Raw genomic sequence first — 21,878 nt, forward strand, 5'->3', positions numbered from 1 at the left:
CGCCGCCACCCCGCCGCAGCGACCTCGTTCACCGCGCTCCCGCGAACGTGTCCTGCCAGTGCGGGGTGGCTGCGCCTGGTCGGCGGTGCCGGGCGCCCTCAAGGCACAGGACCCGCGGCCCGGCGTCGCACCTGCCCCTTTAGAAGGGCTCGAAGTCGTCGTACGCCTGGTCGAGTTCGTCGCGTTCGGCCTGGCGGTCGCGGCGGCGCTGAACGGCGGGGCGGGCCTCGTCCAAGCGGTGGTCCTCGCCCCGGCGGCCGAGCATCTCCGCGCCGGCCATGACGGTCGGCTCCCAGTCGAAGACGACCGCGTTGTCCTCGGGGCCGATGGCGACGCCGTCGCCGGAGCGGGCGCCCGCCTTCATCAGCTCGTCCTCGACGCCGAGCCGGTTCAGACGGTCGGCGAGGTAGCCCACCGCCTCGTCGTTGTTGAAGTCGGTCTGCCGCACCCAGCGCTCCGGCTTCTCGCCGCGCACCCGGAAGAGGCCGTCCTCCTCGCGCGTGACGGTGAAGCCCGCGTCGTCGACCGCCTTCGGGCGGATGACGATCCGGGTCGCCTCCTCCTTCGGCTTGGCGGCCCGCGCCGTGCCGACGAGGTCCGCGAGGGCGAAGGAGAGCTCCTTCAGACCGATGTGGGCGACCGCGGACACCTCGAAGACCCGGTAACCACGGGCCTCCAGGTCCGGCCGCACCATCTCGGCGAGATCCTTGCCGTCGGGCACGTCGATCTTGTTGAGGACGACGATGCGCGGCCGGTTGTCGAGGCCGCCGTACTCCTTCAGCTCCTCCTCGATGATGTCGAGGTCGGAGACGGGATCGCGGTCGGACTCCAGCGTCGCCGTGTCCAGGACATGCACGAGGACGCTGCAACGCTCCACGTGCCGGAGGAACTCCAGACCGAGGCCCTTGCCCTGGCTGGCGCCGGGGATCAGGCCCGGCACGTCGGCGATCGTGTAGACAGTCGAGCCGGCCGTCACCACGCCGAGGTTGGGGACGAGGGTCGTGAACGGATAGTCCGCGATCTTCGGCTTGGCGGCGCTCAGCACCGAGATCAGCGAGGACTTGCCCGCGCTCGGGTAACCGACCAGCGCCACATCGGCGACGGTCTTCAGCTCCAGGACGATGTCCCCCAGGTCCCCCGGCTCGCCGAGCAGCGCGAAGCCGGGCGCCTTGCGGCGGGCGGAGGCGAGGGCCGCGTTGCCGAGGCCGCCCCGGCCGCCCTGCGCGGCGACGAAGGAGGTGCCGTGGCCGACGAGGTCGGCGAGGACGTTCCCCTGCTTGTCGAGGACCACCGTGCCGTCCGGTACGGACAGGACGAGGTCCTGGCCGTCCTTGCCGGAGCGATTGCCGCCCTCGCCCGGCTTGCCGTTGGTGGCCTTGCGGTGCGGGGAGTGGTGGTACTCGAGCAGCGTGGTGACGGACTGGTCCACGGTCAGGATCACATCGCCGCCGCGACCGCCGTTGCCCCCGTCGGGGCCGCCCAGCGGCTTGAACTTCTCACGGTGGACGGAGGCACAGCCGTGGCCTCCGTTACCCGCGGCGACATGCAGCTCGACGCGGTCCACGAAGGTGGTCATGGTGGGTGCCTCCAGTTACGCGCAATGCGTGGTGTACGGAATTGTCTTAGCTGTAACACGTCAAAGGCGGACCCGCTTCCCGTACGGGAAGTGAGGTCCGCCTCGACGAAATCGCTCTACGGAAGCCCTGGTCGGAAGACTCAGGCAACCGGAACGATGTTCACGACCTTGCGGCCACGGCTGGTGCCGAACTGCACCGCACCGGCGTTCAGCGCGAACAGCGTGTCGTCGCCACCACGGCCGACGCCCGCGCCGGGGTGGAAGTGAGTGCCACGCTGGCGGACCAGGATCTCACCCGCGCTCACGACCTGACCGCCGAAGCGCTTCACGCCGAGCCGCTGGGCATTCGAGTCGCGACCGTTCCGGGTGGACGATGCGCCCTTCTTGTGTGCCATGTCTCCTCAGTCCCTTACTTCGCAGCCGCGGGGATCTCAGTGACCTTGATCGCCGTGTACTGCTGGCGGTGGCCCTGACGACGGCGGTAGCCGGTCTTGTTCTTGTAGCGCAGAATGTCGATCTTCTGCCCCTTGTGGTGGTCCACGACCTCGGCCTGGACCTTGATGCCGGCCAGCACCCACGGGTCGCTGGTCACAGCGTCGCCGTCGACAACGAGCAGGGTCGAGAGCTCGACCGTGTCGCCAACCTTGGCGGTGGAAATCTTGTCAACCTCAACGATGTCGCCGACAGCAACCTTGTGCTGGCGACCACCGCTGCGCACGATGGCGTACACGCGGATCTCACTCTCTCGCTCGGGAACGGCACCCCCGCAGTCCAGCCACCCGACATGCGTGCGGCCTCTCCCGAGGCGCCCGGCGCCCGGAAGGATGAGGTTTACGGGGATGTGACGCATCTACTTACGGACACGCCGACGGCCAAGGTTACGGGGCGACGCTCTAACGGGTCAAACCGAGCCCCGCCCCACGCCCGTGAGTCTCACCGGGTCGGCTTCTCGCCGTCCGCCGGCAGCGGCTTCACTCCCTTGCAGAGGTCCGTGGTGTCGGACTTGCCCGGGTAGGCGACCTTGATCACCTGGTTGAAGTGGGCCTTGTACATGTCGTGCACGGCGTCGTCGTCGACCTTGACGATCGACTCGTCGTTCTCACGCAGCGCGGGACCGGTGTAGTTCCCGGACCCCGTGAAGCTGATCTTGTTGCGCACCCCGTCGTACATGCCGTCCACCAGGATGTACTTGGAGTGGATGATGTAGGGCGTGGTCAGCTTCTGCCCCGGGTTCAACGGGTCCCGGTCGTCGTTGTAGCAGCGCACGGTCGGCCCGCCGGAGGTGTGCATCTTCTCCCAGGTGCCCGGCGTGCCGCCCGAGCTCTTGGCGCTGTCCGACTCCGCGTACACGATGCTCACGTCGCAGCCGGCCTTCTTCAGCGCGACCAGCTTCTCCGCGATCGCCATCCGCGTGATCTTGAAGATCGCCACCCGCACCCAGGTCTTCCGGGTGACCCCGCCGCTGTCCTTGTAGGAGCACTGCACGTTGTTGAGCACCGAGTACACGCTGTCGGTGGCCCGCGTGCTCCCCGCCCTGGGGAAGAAGTACGCCTTGTACAGGCCGTTGCTGACGGTCCGGTACTCCCAGCCCGCCCAGTCCCGGCCCACCATCGTGTCGAAGTAGTCCGCGTACGCGTCGTACATCGTCGGGTTGTTCGGCAGCAGCAGCGCGTCGTTGAAGAACTTGGTGTGCGCGGAGGGCGTCGAGTTCGAGGTCGTCTGCACGACGACGTTGGTGGCGCCCTCGACCGCCGAGAACAGCCAGAACTTGTTGTGCATGATCGACTGCCCGTACTTCGGGTCGCCGAGGCAGGACTTGTCGACGGGGCAGGTCGCTATGTACGAGCCCTTCGTACGGTCGGTGCCGAGCGCGGCGACAAGGCTGCCGTACGCGGTGTTGGCGGGGCGATCACTGACGCTCGACTCGTCCAGCAGGACCTGGACGTTGACACCCCGGTTCTCTGCGGCGACGAGCGCGTCGACGACGGGAGCCTCCCACACGTGGTAGACGGCGACCTTGATGGTGGAGCCGGGCAGTGCGGCCGCCGTCAGGTCGATCAGGCGCGTGCGTATCGCGAGTTGCTCGCTCTCCTCGCCCAACGGGTCGTTGAACACGGGCCCTTCGGTCCAGGTGGGGGCGGCCTGCGCGGTCCCGGCGGAGACCGCCGTCTGCACCCCGGCCGCCGACAGGACGGTGGCCAGCGCCAGCGCCTTCCGCGCGGCCCCGGCCGGCCCCCCAGGGCGGTGCCGCCTCGTGCTCGTCAGGCGCGTACGCGCCATGCGATCCCCTCCCCGTTCCCCGCTCACGGCCCCGGGTGCTCGCCCCCGCAGGCGGACCGTGCGTCGAGGTAGTGCTTCAACGCTCTTGCTCGTACGACTACGTGAGTTTTGCAGGCGTCTGCGGGTGATCCAAGAGGCAGGGGGTGCTTACGCGTCAAAAGTGCCGCCCAAACCGCCCCAAACGTCGTCGCGTTGTGTGAGCTTTCTCGCCCTGTCCGGGCAACGCGAAGGCCCCCGCCCGGCAGTTGATCCGCCGGACGGGGGCCTCGGTGCGGGGCGGGCCGTGGCCCGCCCCACGGGGCTCAGCTCTCGTCGGTCGAAGCGGTGACCGTGTTCGACGCCTGCTCGGCGGCGACCGTGGTCTTCTTCGAGGCCGACTTCTTCGTCGCCGCCTTCTTGGCGGTGACCTTCTTGGCGACCGTCTTCTTGGCCGCCGTCTTCTTCGTGGCGGCCTTCTTCGCCGTCGCCTTCTTGGCCGTCTTCCGCGCCGCCGCCTTCTTGGCGGGCGCCTCGGACTCCTCCGCGACCGCGGCGGCGTCCTCGGCCGGAGCCTGCGCCGTCTCCTCCGCGGCGGAGGGCACGACCACGACGGCGGTCTCCTCCGACGCGGTGGGCGCCGTCGCCTTGCGCACGGCACGCCGCCTCGGGCGGGCCGGAGCCGCGCTCTCGGCGACGACCGCCTCGGGCTGCTCCGCCGCCGCTTCCACGACCGGCTCGGCCACGGCCTCGACGACCGGCTCCGCGACGGACTCGGCCACCGTCACCACGGCGTCGTCCGCGGCCGTCCCGGCGGGGGCACCCGCGGGCGCGGACACCTTCCGGGTCGCCCTGCGACGCGTACGGCCCTTGGGCGCGGCCTCCTCGGTGCTCACCGCGGCCGGCGTCTCGACGACCGGGTCCTCCACCGCGACCGGCTCGGCCTCGGCGGCCTCACGCGACTTGGGAGCCCGCTCCTCGGTGTCCTCGGACGGGGCGTCCGCGACGGTCTCCCGGCGCTTCGGCGCACCCGAGGGCGCGGAGGCCCGACGGGTCACCCGGCGCCGCGAACGACCGCGCGTGACCGCGGCCTCCGCCTCGGCGACGCTGCTGTACAGCTCCTCGTCCGGCTCGAACTCGGGCGAGGGCAGCGCCACGGGCTCGGCGACCTCGGCGGCCACCTCCGCGACCTCGGCCGGCTCCTCCGTCTCGGCGGCCTCCGGCTCGACGGTCTCGGGCGCGGCCACGTGCTCGTGGTCGTGCTCCGCGCCGCCACGCCCGCGCTTGCGGCGCTTGCCACCGCCACCGGCGGCCGTCGGCTGGTCCATGTGCACGATCACGCCACGCCCGTTGCAGTGGACGCAGGTCTCGGAGAAGGACTCCAGCAGACCCTGCCCGACCCGCTTGCGGGTCATCTGCACCAGGCCCAGCGAGGTGACCTCGGCGACCTGGTGCTTGGTGCGGTCGCGGCCCAGGCACTCCAGCAGGCGCCGCAGCACGAGGTCCCGGTTGGACTCCAGCACCATGTCGATGAAGTCGATGACGACGATGCCGCCGAGGTCGCGCAGCCGCAGCTGACGCACGATCTCCTCGGCCGCCTCCAGGTTGTTCCTGGTGACCGTCTCCTCCAGGTTGCCGCCCTGGCCGGTGAACTTGCCGGTGTTGACGTCGACCACGATCATGGCCTCGGTCTTGTCGATCACCAGCGAACCACCGCTGGGCAGCCACACCTTGCGGTCCAGCGCCTTCATCAGCTGCTCGTCGATGCGGTACGTCGCGAAGACGTCGACCTCGGAGGTCCACTTCTGCAGCCGGTCCGCGAGGTCGGGCGCGACGTGGGAGACGTATCCGTGGATGGTCTCCCAGGCGTCCTCGCCGCTGACGATGACCTTGGAGAAGTCCTCGTTGAAGATGTCGCGCACGACGCGGACGGTCATGTCCGGCTCGCCGTACAGCAGCGTCGGGGCGTTGCCGCTCTTCGCCTTCTTCTGGATGTCCTCCCACTGCGCCTGGAGCCGCTCGACGTCGCGGCGCAGCTCGTCCTCGCTCGCGCCCTCGGCGGCGGTGCGCACGATGACGCCCGCGTCCTCGGGGACGATCTTCTTGAGGATGGTCTTCAGCCGGGCCCGCTCGGTGTCGGGCAGCTTGCGGCTGATGCCGGTCATCGACCCCTCGGGGACGTACACCAGGTAACGGCCGGGCAGCGAGACCTGGCTGGTCAGGCGGGCGCCCTTGTGTCCGATCGGGTCCTTGGTGACCTGGACGAGGACCGACTGACCGGACTTCAGCGCACTCTCGATACGGCGCGGCCCGTTGGCCATGCCGAGTGCCTCGAAGTTGACCTCACCGGCGTACAGGACGGCGTTGCGGCCCTTGCCGATGTCGATGAAGGCGGCCTCCATCGACGGCAGCACGTTCTGCACCTTGCCGAGGTACACATTGCCGACGTACGAGGTGGCCTGCTCCTTGTTGACGTAGTGCTCGACGAGCACGTTGTCCTCGAGGACGCCGATCTGGGTGCGCTCGCCGCTCTGGCGGACGACCATGACGCGCTCGACGGCCTCGCGGCGGGCGAGGAACTCGGCCTCGGTGATGATCGGGACACGACGGCGCCCCTGCTCACGGCCTTCCCGGCGGCGCTGCTTCTTCGCCTCCAGACGGGTCGAGCCCTTGATGGACTGCACCTCGTCCGACGGCTCGGTCTCCTTGGCGCGGCGCTCGCGCGGCTCGCGGACCTTGACGACGGTGCGCTCGGGGTCGTCCGTCACGGCGTCGGCCTCGCCGGAGGAGTCCCCGGCGCGACGGCGGCGGCGGCGGCGACGCCGGCTGCTGCTGGAGCCGGAGGCCTCGTCGCGCTCGTCGGAGTCGCCGTCGTCCTCGGCGTCCTCGTCGACCTGCTCGGCGGTGTCCTCGGCGTCCTGCGCGGCCTGCTCGGCGCCGAGCTCGTCGCCCTCGCCCTCGGCGGACTCGCCACGGCGACGGCGACGGCCGCCACGGCGGCGGCGACGCCGCGACCCGGTGGCCTCCTCCTCGCCGAACTCGTCGTCGGCACCGTCCTCGGACGCCCCCTCGGGCTCCTCGGACTCGTCCGGCTCCTCGGCGTCGTCGGCTTCGGCGGGCTCGGGGGTCTCGTCGGCCGTCACGGGCTCCGCCTCGGCGGGCTCGCCGCGGCGGCGGCGCCGACGACGCGACCCGCCGGTGGTCTCCTCCGCGGCCTGCCCGCCGGGCTCGGTGGTGTCGTCGCTCTCGGCGACCTCCGCCTCGGCCTCGGCGGCGGCCTGTGCGGCGGCCCGCTCCGGCGTCTGGAACATCGGCTCGGTGAACACCGGGGCCTGGAACACGGCCACGGCGGGCCGGGCGGGGCGTGCGGGCGCGTCGTCGGACGCGGACGCGGTCGGCTCGGAGAACCCGACGGCCGCCTTCCGGGCGACCCGACGCCGGGCGCGGCGCGTCCCGCCGTCCTCGCCCTCGGCGGACGCCTTCGCGGCCGGGGCGGCGGGCTCCTGGGCGGGCACGGGCTCGGCGGCGGCCTGACCGGTGGCGGCGGTCGGGGTCTCGGCAGTGGCCTCGGCCGACGGGGTGCCGGTGGAGGTCTCGCTCTCGGGGGCGCCCGTGGGGGCGGTCACCCGGCGCGTGGCACGACGGCGCGTCCGACGCGGCGCGGCCTCCTCGGCCGCCTCGACGGGCGCGGCGTCCTGAGCGGGCTCGGCGGCGGCCTGGTCCGCGACGGCGGCAGGCGTGGCCTCCACGGAGGCCGCGGTCTCCGGGGCCTGCGGGGTCTCGGCGGGTGCCGTCACGGCCTCGGCCGCCTTCGGCTCACCGGCGGGCGCGGAGGCGCGGCGCGTGGCGCGACGGCGCGTACGCCCGGCGGGCGCGGCCTCGGCGACCTCTGCGGCCTCGGCGGCGGGCTCGGCGGTCCTGCCGTCGGCTGCCCCGGCGGAGGCGTCGGCGGCGGTCCCGGGCGCGGCTGAGCCGGTGCTCTCGGCGCCGACCACGGTCTCGGCGGCCTGGGGCGCGCCGACGGGGGCCGTCGCACGGCGGGTGGCGCGGCGACGCGGACGAGCGGCGGGCGCGGCCTCCTCGGGGGCGAACACCTCGGCGGCAGCGGGCGCCTCGGTGACGGCGGCGGCGCTCTCCTCGGCGGCGGCCGGAACGACGGTCTCGGCGGCCTCGGCACCCGTGGGGGCGCCGGCGGGCGCGGAGGCGCGGCGGGTGGCACGACGGCGCGTGCGCCCGGCGGGCGCGGCCTCGGCGGCCTTGTCGGCCTCCCCGTCAATGGTGACCTCGACCTCGGTAGCCTCCTCGGCCTCCTCCGCCTCATCGGTCACAGCAGCCACATCGCTCTCGGCGGCCACGACGTTCTCTTCCGTCACAGCGGCCTCACCGGGCTCGATGCTCGCGAGGTCCGCGGCCTCCGCCACCGACACGGTCGGCTCGACGGTCTCGGCGGACGCCTCGTTCGCCGCGGACGGCGGTCCCGCCGGGCGTGACGCGGCACGGCGGCGCCGGCGCGGCGGCAGGGTGTCGCTGGGCGTGTTGCGGTCGGAGCCCTGCGCGGACTCCGTGTTCTCGATCTCTTCGGGCATGCGGGCGTTTCTCCCGTCAGGCTCCCGGGCGCCGCACCCGGGTCCGGCGTGGCCGGTGACGTCCGCGGCTCGCGTGGTACGCGTCTGCCGCCGTCCGGGGCGCGGGCGCCGCTCGGGAGCTCTCTGTGTCCTGTCTCGCCGGTTCCGTACGCCGTGTTGCGTACGGCCTGGCGAAAGTCTTGTGGTCGGTGCGCTGCCCGACCCAGGTGGCTCCCGGATACGAGGGCGGCGCTACGACGTCCGTCCCTACGCGGGGCCGACCGGCTCCGACGCCTTCGCGGCGGCAGTGGGGGCGGCCGTTGTGAGGGCCGCCGCTGCCTCGCGGTCGGGCGCGAGCGGGTCGGTCACCGTGCCGGTCTCTTCATCGAACAGCCCCTGCGCCAGCCTGGTCACCGCTGCGGGGACCGGCGGCGCCAGGTCGGCCACGGCGCGGAGACCGGACAGGACGTCGTCGGGTCGTACGGCAGGCGTCACGTGCCGAACAACCAGCCGCAGTATCGCACAGGGCTGGTCGGTCGGCCTATCAGCCTCGGGACTCGGCGTCTCGGCGCCGTCGACCCGGTCGAGTTCGACCACGGCGGCGCGGGCGTCGAACGTCCGTACGCCGTTCTTGGTCATGCGCTGGACCTCGACGGCGTCGGCCGCGTTGAAGGCCGCTACCGCGCGGGCGGCGTCCGCCGGGTCCACGCCGTCCAGCCGCAGCTCCCAGACGGAGGCCGTGAGCCGGTCGGCGAGGCCGGAAATGCGGGCCTCGACCGCGTCGACGATGTCGAGCCCGGTGGGCAGCGACTCGTCGAGGAGGATCCGGAGCTTCTCCGGGTCGCGCGCGTCGGTGAGCGCGATCTCCAGGTACTCCGCCTCGCTGCCCGTGCCGGTGGGTGCGGCATTGGCGTACGACACCTTCGGATGCGGCGTGAACCCCGCCGAGTACGCCATGGGCACCTCGGCGCGGCGCAGCGCACGCTCGAAGGCGCGCTGGAAGTCACGGTGGCTGGTGAACCGGAGGCGGCCGCGCTTGGTGTAGCGCAGTCGGATGCGCTGCACCGCGGGTGCGGGCGGCGGGCCTTCGGGCTGTCGCTTGCCCAGTGTCGTTCATTCCTTCGTGAGAGCGGTCGTACTGCTACCAAGAGTACGTGCCTCGGCGGCTCGCGGTTCCCGCCGGGCGACCGGCACCGGTTCCGCCGGCCGCCCGAGGAGCGCCTGGCGCACACCGGCGCGGGCCTGCCGGAGGGATGCGCGGGCGGTGTCCAGGGTCTGGCGGGCGGTGCGGCCGACTGCGCGGGCGGCCACGGCGGCGGGCCTCCAGATCACGTCCCGTACGACATGGCCGACGGGGGTCAGGACAGTCCGGTACACCCAGCGCGTCGGCTCGACGACGAGCCGGCGGAACAGGGTGGCCAGGGCCCGACCGACGGCGAGCGAGAGATGTCCGGCGATCCGCCAGGCATGGCCGAGCGCGTCCAGGACCTCGCGTCCGACGACGGCGAGGGCGCGCCCGACCGGGGTGAGCACCCACCGCCACAGCACGAGGACGGGCAGCACGAGCAGGACGCGCAGGGTCCAGTGGAGACCGAGCCCGAGCCCGGTGAAGATCATCCGGATGAGCCACAGGACTCCCCCGGCGGTCCACGCGAGGGCGTGGCCCACGGGCGTCAGCACCCACCGGTACAGCCACCCGGCCGGTACGACGACGAGGTACCGCACCAGCCAGGCCACGACCGCGAACACCCCGAGCCCGACGGCGGCGACCCCGCGCCAGAGCCCCCTGGCAAGCCAGGCGAGGCCCCGCCCCAGCGGCACCAGCGTCCACCCGTACAGCCACACGAGCCCGGCCCACACGCCGGTGGCGGCCCACACCACCCCGGTCCAGACACCGGCCGCCGCCCACGCGACGGCGCGGCCGATCGGGGACAGGACGTACCGATGGAGCCAGACCAGGGGGAGGACGAGCAGCCAGTACCCGAGCCGACCGAGCCCGTGGGCCACCGGCACGACCACATAGCGCCACAGCGCCACCCACGGCCACACCAGCACGGCCTTGGCGAGCCACAGCAGGGCCCGCCCCGTCGGCCGAAGCACGGTGTCGTGGAGAAACCTGCCCGCGACGACGAGCGCGTCCCACGCCATCCGCACCGGAAGGACCAGCACGAGCACCACGATCCGTACGGGAATCCGGATCGCCGCGGTGAGGCACCCCTCGGGCGCCTGTGGTGCGGGCGTCGGCCGCGTGGGCGTCCGGCGCGCCGGCTCGGCGGGCTGCGGTGCGGGCCGTTTCTCCAGGTCCATGACGACGTAGACGCGTCGGCGACCTGTCCGGATGCAGTCCCGCCCCCTCGACTTCCCCACCGGCCGGGACGGTCGGCCGCCCACGTCGGTGGGAGTTGCTCAGCGTTTCCGCCCCGAAGACCTCGCGACCTTGCCGGCCTTGGACTTCGGGCGGCGTGTCGCGATGGCGAGCCGGGGCAGCGCGACGGCGTGTTGCGCGGAGAACTGCCGGTTGAACTCGACCTGGTGGCGGATGAGTTCGGGCATGTCCCGCATCGTCGGCAGCCGGTCCCCCGCATCAGATGCTTGAAGCGGTGCTGCGTGGCGGTGTCGTAGCTCAGCATGTACGCCCCCGCCGTCAGCCGGGGCGGGGGCGTCCTGGCGCATCACGTGGTCGCCGTCGAGGGTGAACAGGTAGTCGGCTCTGCCACGAGCCTGCTGGATGGCGTACGGAGCCCAGGCACCGTTCGATCACCTGTGCCTCGCCTTGACGCTCATGCAGAGCAGAGGGTCTGTCGGCGCTCCGGTCTCGCACCCGGTGACTTCATTGTCGACAAACGGGAGCGTTCGGCCTCGCTGCGCCCACGGATCCGCCGGACTCCCATGAGGCTCTCTGCCCCCGCCAGATCCGGGCGGGGCCTCGCGCGCGACGTCGACCGGGCTCGCTCACCCGGCCGGGACGGACTTCTTCACGGTCAGCGGCAGCAGCTTCTTGCCGGTGGGGCCGATCTGGATGTGGGTGTCCATCTGCGGCCATAAACCAACAGGACCAAATCTGAGCTAGCCTGGCTGCATGGTGAAGCAGGCGGCACGCGCAGCAGGACAGCGGCAGTACGACGTGGAGACGGAGTGGACGGAGACTGACCTTGCCCTTCTAGAGGAGCTGAAGCACGCGGAGGCGCTGTTACCCGACGACGCCCCGCGCGCACTCCTCTCCGTTCGCCTGTCCGTGCTCACCGAGGACACGACGTCGCCAGTGCGGCAGGAACTCGATCTGCGCATGCTGGCCAGGGAGCGCGGGTGTCGAGTGGTCGGCGTCGCCAGCGACCTGAACGTGTCGGCGACGAAGGTCCCACCGTGGAAGCGCAAGTCCCTCGGGGAATGGCTCAACAACCGGGCACCGGAGTTCGACGAGATCCTCTTCTGGAAGCTTGACCGCTTCGTACGACGGCTCTCCGATCTCAGCGTCATGATCGACTGGTGCCTGAAGTACGGGAAGAATCTCGTCTCCAAGCACGACTCGATCGACCTGACCACGACGGCCGGAAAGATCATGGTCACGGTCATCGGCGGCATCGCCGAGATCGAGGCGACCAACACGAGCACGCGTGTCACGAGCCTCTGGGACTACACGAAGACGCAGAGCGAATGGCTTGTGGGCAAGCCGGCGTACGGCTACACGACGAGCAAGAACAAGGACGACAAGACCGTTCTCGTCATCGACCGCGACGCTTACAGGGCACTGCACTGGTGCCGCGAGGCCACGATGCGAGAGCGCCCCGCTTCCGCCCGGCGCATGGTCAAGGTCCTCGTGCGAGCAGGCCTCTGCGGGCCGGGGCTCACAGCGTCGACCTTGCTGCGCCGCCTCAGGAACGCCGCCCTCCTGGGATACCGCGTGGAGGAGAACAAGAGCGGAGGCGTACGCCGGTCCAAGGTCATCCTGGGCAACGACGGGAAGCCCATCCGCGTAGCAGACCCCGTGTTCACCGAGGCAGAGTTCGAGAGCCTGCAAAAGGCCTTGGACAGGCGCGGGAAGAACCAGCCGACGCGCAACCCCGATGGAGCGACGAAGTTCCTCGGAGTCCTGCTCTGCGAGGACTGCGGCACCAACATGACCGTGCAGAAGACCAGCAACAAGGGCAGGTCGTACGAGTATCTGCGGTGCGGCAAGTGCCGAAGCGGAGGCCAGGGCGCGCCCAACCCGGAGGAGATCTACGGTCAGCTCGTCGACGACGTGCTGAGGGTCCTCGGAGACGAGCCGGTCATGGTTCGCGAGTACCACCAGGGCGCCGAGGCCCGCAGGGAACTGAAGCAGCTCGAAGAGTCCATCAGCTATTACATGGCTGGCCTGGAGCCCGGAGGACGCTTCACGAAGACCAGGTTCACCAAGGAGAGGGCCGAGAAGACTCTCGACGACCTCATCAAGAAGTTGGAGGCCATTGACCCCGAGTCCACCACAGACCGATGGGTTGCCGTCCACAACGGCAAGTCGTTCCGGGCCCACTGGGAGGAAGGCGGCATGGAGGCCATGGCTGCCGACCTTCTTCGCGTCGGTGTGAAGTGCAGAATCAAGCGGACCAAGGTCAAGGGCGTACGCGCCCCGCGCATCCACATGAAGCTCATGATCCCGAAGGATGTGAGAGACCGCCTGGTGCTCAAGGAAGACGACTTCGCGGAAGCCTTCTGAAGCCGCCCAGCCAGTACGCATACGGAGCCGCCTCCCGAGAGTCAATGGGAGGCGGCGGCTTCTCGTCTCACGCAGACCAGGATGCGGAGTCAAACGGTTCCTCCGTACCATCGTCGTCGACGATCACGATCTCGCTCTCGATGTGGCTCGCGCCCCTGCGGACGCCCGACCGCGATAGCCGCGACCACCAAGGCTCTTGCAGTTCACGTTCAGGCGGAGCAGTTATCGAACCCACTCCCCTCTTTCAGCATCTCCGCGCCGAGCCGCCTGGACGTCGCAAGGTCGTCGGCGACCCCGGCAGCGATGAGCGCGGCGCCGGGCGTATGACCGGAGCCGATGTAGCGCCACTGGTCATCCGTGACTGTGCCGGGGACTTCGGCATTGCCGACGTGGTGGGCGCGTTCGGCGCGCAGCGCGGCGTACGTCGTCGAGTAGGCACGGGACTTGGTGAGGATGTGGCCGCGGTAGCCGACGGTGTGGGCCCAGGCGCGTAGGTGCAGGGGTGCGTACTCGGGGAGGCCGCCGAGGTGCCAGCACGTACGCATGAGGGTGCGGATGTGGCTGCTCACGGGTGCCATGTCGATGTCGTCGCAGGTGGAGAGCTTGTGGTCGGTGCCGGCGCCCGTCTCGCTCGCTCCTTTGGTGACGTACTTGGCGACATACGCGGCTACAGCATCGTCTGCGGGCGCGTCGCCATCGGCGTGCAGGGGACGTACGTCGATCTGGGTGCCCCAGCGGAGAGCGAGTTCGCCGACGGCGGGACTGTAGGGAGTGCGCACGAGGACCCTCTTCGCGGAGGCCCGTACAGCGTCGGCGATGTGGTCGGCGGTGCCCCAGCCCGGAGGTTCGTCGCTGGGTCCGGCGGGGCCGTCGAGGCGGACGACGGCGTGCACGTGGACGGCCGCCCGCCTCTGGTACTCGGCGACGCGGGCGAAGGACAGCCGGGCGTGGTCGGCAAAGCGGGACTGTACGAGGCCCGCCGAGGTGGCGAGGTGTCGCCGCACGCCGATGACGAAGCGATCCCACAATTTGCCCGCGTGCGCGTGCCACAGGACATGGGCTGCGTAGTCGTAGCAGTCGGTGCAGAGCGGTTGACCGACGGCAGGAGAGTCCGGGGCGTGGACGGCAGCACAGCCCGAGGGACGCCCGTGTTCGCAGGTGCCGCGGTCGCGGCGGGGGCGGCATCGGTCGTCTCCCGCGCGGTGGACCGGGCCGAAGGAGGGAGCGGTGAGGGTGATGAAGAGCCGGGGGCGGTGGCGGACTGTGGCCGGGACGTTCTTGCCGCCGGTAAGACCCGCGCGGACGAGGTGGAAGGTGTCGCCTGCGTGGAGTCGGGAGCACGGGGCGCAGACGGTTGCGCGTCTGTTGCGGCAGCGGACGAGGAGGCGTTCGCCGGGTTCGTTGCGAGTGTCGTAGTGGTGCAGGATCTCGCCGGTCGTGCCGTCCAGGGTGGTGGTTGAGCCAGAGAGGTGGACAGGGTGGGCGCAGCCACCGGTTGCGGTGATCTGGTCGAGCCAGCGGGCGAACTGGGGATCTTGGGCGAGGCGGATTGCGTCGCGGTCTGTTTCGGGGAGCTGACGCAGGCGCGCCGCGCGGTCGAGGACGGCGCGCCTATCAGCCGGGGTGTCTGCCGGGGTGATGGTGGGGCCCTTTCGGGGTGGGCCGCCGAAGCGGCACGGGTGAGGGATGGTCGTGCGTGGTTGGGCATGGGGATCACCTCCGTTGAGCGGGTGGGGTAGGTGGGTTCAGCGGATGGTTCCGGTCCCCCGGCAGACGCGGCAGCGGTGTCGGCGGCCGGTCCAGGTCCTACGGGCCCCGTCGCCCTTGCAGAAGGGGCACCTCACGCGCGGCATGGGCATGTCTCGCTCCGTTCTGTCAGGTGTGGGAGAAGCCGGTGATCAGCCAGGTGACGAAGCCGTGCACGGTGTAGATCACGGGCGTCTGGCCGAGGTAGAGGCCGAAGAGGCCGACGCAGACCGCTTCCCAGGCGCGGACGTCACGGGAGCGGACGAGGAGGACCGTGATGATCCCGAAGATCACCGCGAAGGTGAACGCAGTTCCTACGCTGATCACTTGTCGTCTCCTTCCAGCGCCGCCAGGGCGCGGCCGAGGGTGGGCAGTTCCGGGACCATTTCCGCGTGCTTCCGCGCGGTCGACACGGCTTGTTCGGTCGTCGTGAGGTGGGAGCGGGCGCGACTCCAGCCGCCGTCAGGGCCGGTGCAGACGGCCACGCCCTGTTCCTCCGCAGTGATCGACTGAGCGACGGCCACGGCGTCCTTGTTCAGGTCGCCCAAGGTCATCTCGGCCGTGCCGGGGTCGTTGACCCGGTGGCAGATACGGCCGCCGAGCTGCGCCCGCAGGGCAGTGACACCGGGCCCGAGGTCGGAGCCGACGCGTTGCCCGGCGACGACCAGATGCAGGCCGAGCGCGGCCCCGAGCTGAGCCAGGCGTAACAGGAGCGTGGAGCACTGTTCGGCTTCCGCCTTGCTCTCGCGGGTGCCGTCCGAGAGGTACAGCTCTGCGATCTCGTCGACGATGACCACGACCGGGACGGGCCGGAGCTTGTCGGGCAGTTCCCAGATGGAGCGGACGCCGGCCGACCGGCAGGCTGCCATGCGGTCCTGCATGTCGACGACGAGTGTGCTGAGGACGGCGACCGCTTCGCGACGGCAGGTCGCGAGGGCGCTCAACCGTCCAGCGAACAGGCCGAGTTCCATACCGCCCTTGCAGTCGATGCCGACCAGGGCGACGGGTTGCGGTGCGAGTTGAGCGATGAGCCGGGCCAGCAGGGTGGACTTGCCCGACCGGGTTGCGCCCGTGATGAGCCAGTGCGGGACGAGCCGCAGGTCCATCACCCAGGCACCACCGCTTTCCAGTGCACCGATGAGGGCCGACAGCAGGGCAGCGGGCGCGGTTGCCAAGCCGGGCCGCGCCAGCGGATCGGATGCGGTCGCTGCCAGGAGCACGAGGCCGCGTTCCGGCGAGGTGACCCGGACCGCGTGCACCCGCCAGGCGTGCACGAGCGCGTCCGCCGTCTTCAGATACGTCGCCGGGGTCTGACCCGCGTGCAGCCGTACAAGGACGGTCAGGCCCATGCGGGTGGCACGCGGGAAGGAGATCCTCGGAGCGATCGGCCGCAGTGGATCACCCTTGACCACCACGTCCCCGAGCAGCCCGCGCGGCGGACGCTTGGAGACGGTGAGGTCGTTGAGCATGGCGACCTTGCGCCAGGTGAACATCACCCGGCAGGCGGTCACCGGATAGCCGGCCAGGTACCAGTGCCAGAGGGGACGGTGCCGACGCACCAGGTCACCCACGACAAGCACCCACGCCAGTACGGCGAGCCCGAAGGCGAGCACGATGGAAGCGCTCATCACGCGCCACCGCCCTTGGCCGGTGCCGGAGCCGCGTGCACGGGCGTGACGGCGTCGGCGCGGAAACTGATCCCGTGCCGGTCGCCCATCGCCCAGGCGAACGCCGTCAGCCCGGTGACCTTGACGATCTGCCCTTCCTCGATCCCCTTCGGCTCACCGCTCACGGCGATCTCGATCACGGAGATCCGCCGCCTGTCCTGCCGCACGGTGACGGCCACGGTGTAGACGGGGTTGCCCTCTCGGTCCCTCTTGACCTCCTGCGTTTCGGAGTTACTGATCTTCGCCTCGGGCGCGATGGCGCACCGCAGTACGCCCAGTCGCGCCGTGTCCACGGGAATGGACTGCATGTTGTTCGGCCTCCTTGGCCAGTTCGGACGCCCGTCTCATCCGGACGTCACTTGTCCTTACGAGTTACGACTATGGAGTGCTGTACGGCAAGAGAGCAACTACTTATGCTGACGAGTGACGTCGAGCGTGCGACGTGCCTATGACCTCAACCCGAAGGTGTCGAGATGACAGAGATCCAGCGCCCCGGAGCCCTGTACCAACAGGTCGCCGCCGCCATCCGCGAAGCGATCCTGTCCGGAGAGTTCGCGCCCGCTTCTCTGCTGCCATCCGAGGCACAGCTCATGGCCCGCTATCAGGTCTCGCGCCCGACTGTCCGCAACGCGATCGCGGCTCTGCGCGCGGAAGGCCTGATCGACGTCCGGCACGGCAAGGGCAGTTTCGTACGCTCCGAGCCCCAACCCGTCGTCAGCCTCTTGGGGCATGTAGGACGAACGCCCGAGGCGCATTTCGTGCTGCACGGTGTGGCCACGTGGGAGCAGGCCGAAGAACCAAGCACCTACCGCACGCACGCCACCGAAGCCACAGCACACCTGCTGGAACTCGAAGCCGAGGAAGCACTCTTCGGCTGTGACCGGCTTCTGACCGACCCCGCCACCGGAACCCGAGCCATGCACCGCACCCTGATCCCATTCGCCACAGCGGATGCAGTCCCCGACCTCGCGGAAGCACCGGAGACCAAACCCGCGACCGTGTACGCGATGCTGGCGAAGGCCGGACACGAGCTGTGGTGGTCCGAGACGGTCCGCGCCCGCATGCCACTTCCCGACGAGCGCACCGCGTTGCGGCTGCCCGACGCGACCCCGGTCCTGCATCTGTCGCGAGTCACGTGCGGCACCGACGACACCCCGCTGATCCTCGAAGAACTCCGCATCGGCGCAGACCGTGCCGAACTTGCCTACCGGATTACCGCCGACAAACAGCCCGCCCGGCGCACCCGCAGCTGAGCACCGACACCGATCGGTCGAATCTGTCTTCACTTCCTCAAGGGCGCGCCTGCGGCGCGCCGGGACGCCCGGCCGCCCCGGCCGGGCGTGCGGCGTGACCGCCGGTCCCGTCCGGACGCCGGTCGCCCCCGACCTCAGCCCGCCCGAGGAGGTAGAGCGTCGACCGGCCGTCACGAGCCGGGGTCTGCGCGGCCGGGGGTCGACGGCCACCGAGACTTTAGGCAGCTCCCATGGGGCGAGCCTCGAAGAACAGGGGGCCCATCGGGCACAACCGCGGGCAGGGCAGGTGCCTGCCCGATTCGCCGGGCGAGCGTAAGGCCCCCTGTTCACTCGCCCCATGGCAGCTACCGCCCAAAGTCTCTGCGGCCGGCGACGTGCCCACGCGCACCGCTCATCAGCGAAAACGCCACTCATGGGGAACCGCCGTCGCCGTCCGCGACTGCCTCCAAGATCCCGGCGAGGCGGTCCACGGCATCGGGCCATGCCACCAGCCGCACGACTCCGCGCCCCTCCTCGTCGGTCGCTGCAATCGCCCGTGACTCCGATAACTCAAAACCGGCGGCCAACAACGCGCGGTTCACGCGGTCGGCGGACTCCCGAGCTACGCGCCAGCCCGCCAGGTAGTCGACGCCCGGAACCCACAGACCGGGCTCCACTCCCCGCACGTCGTCGAGCCCATCTCTCAGCCAGTCCTCACCCGCACCCGTCACTGCATCCACCTCAGCCCAATCTCACGTGATGGTTCGTCAACTCCCGTGATCCAAGGGCCAGTAGCGACGCAACGCGACGGCCCCGGTACCATCAGGCACCGGGGACCGTCGCGTCCCCTGCCGGGCCACCCTTCGCTTTCCACGGCTGACGGGGTGGCCCGGTCTCGGTATGTGGTTGTGAGGCACGGCCCCCTTCTCGGGTGGGGAACCCGGATATCTGAAGGGAGCCGCGCCTCTGGGCCAGGGAAGGTCAGTCCCGGCCCGACTCCGGGTCACCGTCCGCTCCCGATCGCGTAGGAGCAGACCGGCACGGCGACCCGGCGTTTGTCAGCCCCACCGTTCGGACCAGAGCCGCTCAAGGTCCAGGCGGGCCCACACGTGCTTGCCCCCGCCGCTGCGGGGCGACCACCACACCGCGTCAGCCAGGCGCTGAACGATCAGCAGCCCACGGCCCCGATCCGGGAGCAGCGCCTCGGAGAAGTCACCAGCCAACTCGGGCGAGATGAACTCACCCGCCGCCAGTTCAGGCGGAGTCGAATCCTCATCACCGACGCCGATGATCAACAGCTCCGGGTACGTCATCAGCGACACATCGATACGCCGTGCAGCACCCGGCAGCGTGAGCCGTTGATCCGGCACCGCGTGATGGACGACGTTGCCGACCAGCTCCGACACGATGAGTACCGAGTCGTCGACCGCGTGCGGCAACTTCCAGGTCTCCAGGTAGGAGCGGACCAGGTCCCGCGTGGCCTTGACGCAGTCCGGTGACTCGGCGAAGAGCGTCAGCGCCCGGAAGTGACCAGTGGACGGGTCATGTGCCGAGCGGCGGCGCGGGGGAGGCACCTCCGAGGCATTCGCCAGGCGTTTGCTCTGCTGCGTTTCCACCGCATTCCCTCCCGAGCATTGACGAGCCCTGTAGCCCGCCGAACTGTGCCGACCAGTGAACGACGCAGAGGCTGTGACCGGGAGCGTTCACCAGGGGGTTCACGTGAACACCGGCAAACGTGAAGGGGGTTCATCAATGAACCCCTAAGAAGGTGCGGCTGTGACACGATGAACACTCGCTGTCATTCTCGGGTTGGCAGGGGAGCATGAGCCGAGAGCCGAACGCGCAGTTGATCGCCCTCATGGAAGCGGCTGGAGTCTCGAACAAGGGTCTCGCCAAGCGGATGCGCGATGCCGCAGCGCAACGGGGCATCCCTCTCGGGACGACTCATGTCGCCGTGCAGCGATGGCGAGACGGCGCAGGCATCCAGCCCCAGACGGCAGCGATCGCGGCGGACGTGCTCAGCGCCAAGTTAGGGCGTCTCATCACACCCGGCGATCTGGGATTCTTCGGCCCGTCCCGCACGGCTGCTGCCCAGCCCGTCAGCTACCCGAGCGATGTCAGCGACGTTCTCTCGGTACTGGGGGAACTTGCCGACGAGCGAGTCGAGGCACCGGCCGACGATGCCCTGCCCGTCGCGGATGCTGATCTCAGTTCAGCCGTCCTGTCGTGGATGATCGGGCGTCCCGACGGCGTCCAGGCCGACAGGCCAGGTCACCAGCGGGTCGGGATGCGCGACGTGCGCGCGATCAGAGACGCAGCCGACATGTTCATGCAGCTCGACTTCAAGTACGGCGGAGGCCACGGCCACAAGGCACTGCGCCACTACTTCCGCCACGAAGTCCTGCCCCTACTGGACGCCAGCTACAGCGAGAAGGTGGGCACCGCGCTGTTCGGTGCCGCCGCCGAGGTGTCCCAGTTGCTCGCATGGACCGCGTACGACACCGGAAACCACCGACTCGCCCACCGCTATCTCACATCCACGCTGCGCCTGTCGCAGGTCATCGACGACCGCATGTTCGGCTCCCGTATACTCGGCAACCTCAGCCACCAAGCCAACTATCTCGGCAACCACGCCCAAGCCATCCAGCTTGCCCGCGCAGCCGTCGAGGGCGCCAAGGGCCGGGCAACCCCACGAGCCATGGCGCTGAACTCAGCGATGGAGGCCCGCGCACTGTCGAATGCAGGCGACCCAGTCGCGGCCGGACGCGCGATGAACGAAGCAGAGCGCTACTTCGAGCGTGCCGACGGAGCCGAGGACCCGCTATGGCTCGGGTACTTCGACTCCGCCGAACTCATGGGCGAGATCTCCCACTGCTTCCGCGATCTCAAGATGCGCCGCGAGTCGGTCCAGGCCGCACAGCGCGCGGTCGACGACACCGACCCGAAGTACGCCCGCACCCTCGGGTTCTGCCGAATGGTGCTCGCCCAGAGCCACCTACTGAACGGCGAGCTGGAGGCCGCCGTCACAACCGCCAGCCTGGCCGTCGACGGCGGAGACAGCCTCCAGTCTTCCCGCTTCCAGCGCTACGTCACCGACTTCCAGGCCGAGGTGAGCATCCACGCGGCGAACCCGGTCGTGGCCGCCTTCAACGACCAGGTGCAAGACGCACTCGCCCGCCTGGAAGACGACGAGTAGCAACTACCAGGGCCGCCAGTCCCGAGGCGCATCGTCATTACGCAGACCAGCGATGCGCCGGCGATACTCAGCCGCCGTCTTCTCGTCCTCCTGCACGTTCTGCATGAGCCACGTCGTCATCCCGAACTCTTGCAGGCCACGCAGTGTCTCGTAGCCGTGCCAGTCGTACAGGTCTCGCCCGTACGCAGCCACGAAGTCGGCGTACTGCCCGTCCGTCTGCCATCCAAGACTGTGGTGCTCAACAGCCGTGACCATCAGATCCCACTCAGGGTGATCGAAGCAGAAGGCCTCGAAGTCGATCAGGATCACGTGCCCCTGGTCGTCCACCATGAGGTTCTGCACGTGAGCGTCCCCATGCACAGGGCCCTTGGGTGTCTCGAACCGCAGCTCGGCGTACTTGTCCCGCAGCTCCCGCCAACGCTTCCGCAGAAACACCTTGTCGTCCTGCGGAATCACGGCCCGATCCAACCGCAGCTCTTGCTTGTCAAAGGGGTCGAACGACGGCAGCTCAAGCCCCTTGGGCACCGTCAAGGCGTGCAGATCCCGAAGGATGCCCCCCAGCTCCCCGTAGGTCGCCTTCCGATCACCCTCGACGATCAAATGCCAGAAGGTCACAGGGTTACCATCGATCACGAGCGGCTGCTCAAGATCCTCGACGATGCGCGCCGCGGGGAACCCTTCCTCTGCCAGCCACCGCGAAACGGCCACCTCTGTACGTGCCTTGGGCAGCCACTCCCGCCCACGAGCCACGCGCACGATCACCGGCGCCGACGCCAGCCGGAACAACGCGTTCTCCCCGAGCCTGATCAACTCCGCTTCTCTGTCGTCGAGCCCAGCCGCCCGGCACGCGGCGACCATCACCCGCGTAGCCCCACCCGACGTGAACCCCTCTTCCGATCGAGCAGCGTCAACCGTCATGCCCGTACCAGCTCCCCTAGTCGCACGCG

General features: G+C 70.1%; 18 protein-coding genes. 3 read left to right on the plus strand and 15 right to left on the minus strand.

Features of this window, described 5'->3' with window-relative positions; all coding sequences use genetic code 11:
- Nucleotides 1-139: 139 nt before the first annotated feature.
- From obgE to AOK15_RS44930, 8 genes are all read right to left on the minus strand, one after another.
- Nucleotides 140-1,576 (minus strand): GTPase ObgE, encoded by a 1,437-nt coding sequence (gene obgE, locus AOK15_RS10805; protein ID WP_055515298.1) that lies wholly within the window; start codon nucleotides 1,574-1,576, stop codon nucleotides 140-142.
- A gap of 140 nt (nucleotides 1,577-1,716) precedes the next feature.
- Complete coding sequence (gene rpmA, locus AOK15_RS10810) at nucleotides 1,717-1,971, minus strand: 50S ribosomal protein L27 (RefSeq protein ID WP_055515300.1); 255 nt, start codon at nucleotides 1,969-1,971, stop codon at nucleotides 1,717-1,719.
- Nucleotides 1,972-1,985: 14 nt separating this feature from the next.
- The gene (gene rplU, locus AOK15_RS10815) at nucleotides 1,986-2,306 is read right to left on the minus strand and encodes a 50S ribosomal protein L21 (protein WP_004931419.1); all 321 of its coding nucleotides are present in this window, start codon (nucleotides 2,304-2,306) and stop codon (nucleotides 1,986-1,988) included.
- Between the two features lie 203 nt (nucleotides 2,307-2,509).
- Complete coding sequence (locus tag AOK15_RS10820) at nucleotides 2,510-3,856, minus strand: phospholipase D-like domain-containing protein (protein WP_055515301.1); 1,347 nt, start codon at nucleotides 3,854-3,856, stop codon at nucleotides 2,510-2,512.
- A gap of 302 nt (nucleotides 3,857-4,158) precedes the next feature.
- Complete coding sequence (locus AOK15_RS10825) at nucleotides 4,159-8,418, minus strand: Rne/Rng family ribonuclease (RefSeq protein ID WP_055515304.1); 4,260 nt, start codon at nucleotides 8,416-8,418, stop codon at nucleotides 4,159-4,161.
- A 246-nt stretch (nucleotides 8,419-8,664) separates the two neighbouring features.
- Nucleotides 8,665-9,462, minus strand: a complete 798-nt coding sequence (locus AOK15_RS10830) for a TIGR03936 family radical SAM-associated protein (RefSeq protein ID WP_055515306.1) — start codon at nucleotides 9,460-9,462, stop codon at nucleotides 8,665-8,667.
- A 48-nt stretch (nucleotides 9,463-9,510) separates the two neighbouring features.
- On the minus strand, nucleotides 9,511-10,704 hold the full coding sequence (locus tag AOK15_RS10835) for a hypothetical protein (RefSeq protein ID WP_055515308.1): 1,194 nt from the start codon (nucleotides 10,702-10,704) through the stop codon (nucleotides 9,511-9,513).
- Between the two features lie 99 nt (nucleotides 10,705-10,803).
- On the minus strand, nucleotides 10,804-10,950 hold the full coding sequence (locus tag AOK15_RS44930; RefSeq protein WP_157870205.1) for a hypothetical protein: 147 nt from the start codon (nucleotides 10,948-10,950) through the stop codon (nucleotides 10,804-10,806).
- Between the two features lie 526 nt (nucleotides 10,951-11,476).
- Here AOK15_RS44930 and AOK15_RS10840 point away from each other — a divergent pair.
- Complete coding sequence (locus AOK15_RS10840) at nucleotides 11,477-13,090, plus strand: recombinase family protein (protein ID WP_107099380.1); 1,614 nt, start codon at nucleotides 11,477-11,479, stop codon at nucleotides 13,088-13,090.
- 209 nt (nucleotides 13,091-13,299) lie between these two features.
- On the opposite strand, the gene AOK15_RS10845 is transcribed toward AOK15_RS10840, so the two are convergent.
- The 4 genes from AOK15_RS10845 to AOK15_RS10860 form a co-directional block, all read right to left on the minus strand.
- Nucleotides 13,300-14,673 (minus strand): replication initiator, encoded by a 1,374-nt coding sequence (locus AOK15_RS10845; protein WP_055515311.1) that lies wholly within the window; start codon nucleotides 14,671-14,673, stop codon nucleotides 13,300-13,302.
- Between the two features lie 292 nt (nucleotides 14,674-14,965).
- Nucleotides 14,966-15,163: a hypothetical protein gene (locus AOK15_RS10850; RefSeq protein ID WP_009331928.1), complete on the minus strand. Its 198-nt coding sequence runs from the start codon at nucleotides 15,161-15,163 to the stop codon at nucleotides 14,966-14,968.
- Nucleotides 15,160-16,464 carry an FtsK/SpoIIIE domain-containing protein gene (locus AOK15_RS10855; RefSeq protein ID WP_055515313.1) on the minus strand — a complete coding sequence of 435 codons (1,305 nt, stop codon included), beginning with the start codon at nucleotides 16,462-16,464 and terminating at the stop codon, nucleotides 15,160-15,162. Before AOK15_RS10855 ends, AOK15_RS10850 begins: the two co-directional genes overlap by 4 nt.
- A complete protein-coding gene (locus tag AOK15_RS10860; protein ID WP_055515316.1) occupies nucleotides 16,464-16,811 on the minus strand; it encodes an SCO3933 family regulatory protein in 348 nt (115 codons plus the stop codon). Before AOK15_RS10860 ends, AOK15_RS10855 begins: the two co-directional genes overlap by 1 nt.
- A gap of 165 nt (nucleotides 16,812-16,976) precedes the next feature.
- On the opposite strand from AOK15_RS10860, the gene AOK15_RS10865 reads away from it, so the two are divergent.
- Nucleotides 16,977-17,756 (plus strand): GntR family transcriptional regulator, encoded by a 780-nt coding sequence (locus tag AOK15_RS10865; RefSeq protein ID WP_055515318.1) that lies wholly within the window; start codon nucleotides 16,977-16,979, stop codon nucleotides 17,754-17,756.
- 410 nt (nucleotides 17,757-18,166) lie between these two features.
- Here the strand turns inward: AOK15_RS10865 and AOK15_RS10870 are convergent, their stop codons facing one another.
- Nucleotides 18,167-18,466 carry a hypothetical protein gene (locus tag AOK15_RS10870; RefSeq protein WP_055515320.1) on the minus strand — a complete coding sequence of 100 codons (300 nt, stop codon included), beginning with the start codon at nucleotides 18,464-18,466 and terminating at the stop codon, nucleotides 18,167-18,169.
- Nucleotides 18,467-18,793: 327 nt separating this feature from the next.
- Nucleotides 18,794-19,351, minus strand: coding sequence for an ATP-binding protein (locus AOK15_RS10875; RefSeq protein WP_079058407.1), 558 nt, complete (start codon nucleotides 19,349-19,351; stop codon nucleotides 18,794-18,796).
- Nucleotides 19,352-19,557: 206 nt separating this feature from the next.
- On the opposite strand from AOK15_RS10875, the gene AOK15_RS10880 reads away from it, so the two are divergent.
- Nucleotides 19,558-20,931 carry an NsdA family TPR-like regulatory protein gene (locus AOK15_RS10880; RefSeq protein ID WP_055515323.1) on the plus strand — a complete coding sequence of 458 codons (1,374 nt, stop codon included), beginning with the start codon at nucleotides 19,558-19,560 and terminating at the stop codon, nucleotides 20,929-20,931.
- 3 nt (nucleotides 20,932-20,934) lie between these two features.
- On the opposite strand, the gene AOK15_RS10885 is transcribed toward AOK15_RS10880, so the two are convergent.
- Entirely contained in the window at nucleotides 20,935-21,849 is a 915-nt protein-coding gene (locus tag AOK15_RS10885) for a phosphotransferase enzyme family protein (RefSeq protein ID WP_055515326.1), read from the minus strand.
- Between the last annotated feature and the right edge of the window lie 29 nt (nucleotides 21,850-21,878).

Source organism: Streptomyces ossamyceticus (assembly GCF_001418475.1).
GTDB lineage: Bacteria > Actinomycetota > Actinomycetes > Streptomycetales > Streptomycetaceae > Streptomyces > Streptomyces ossamyceticus.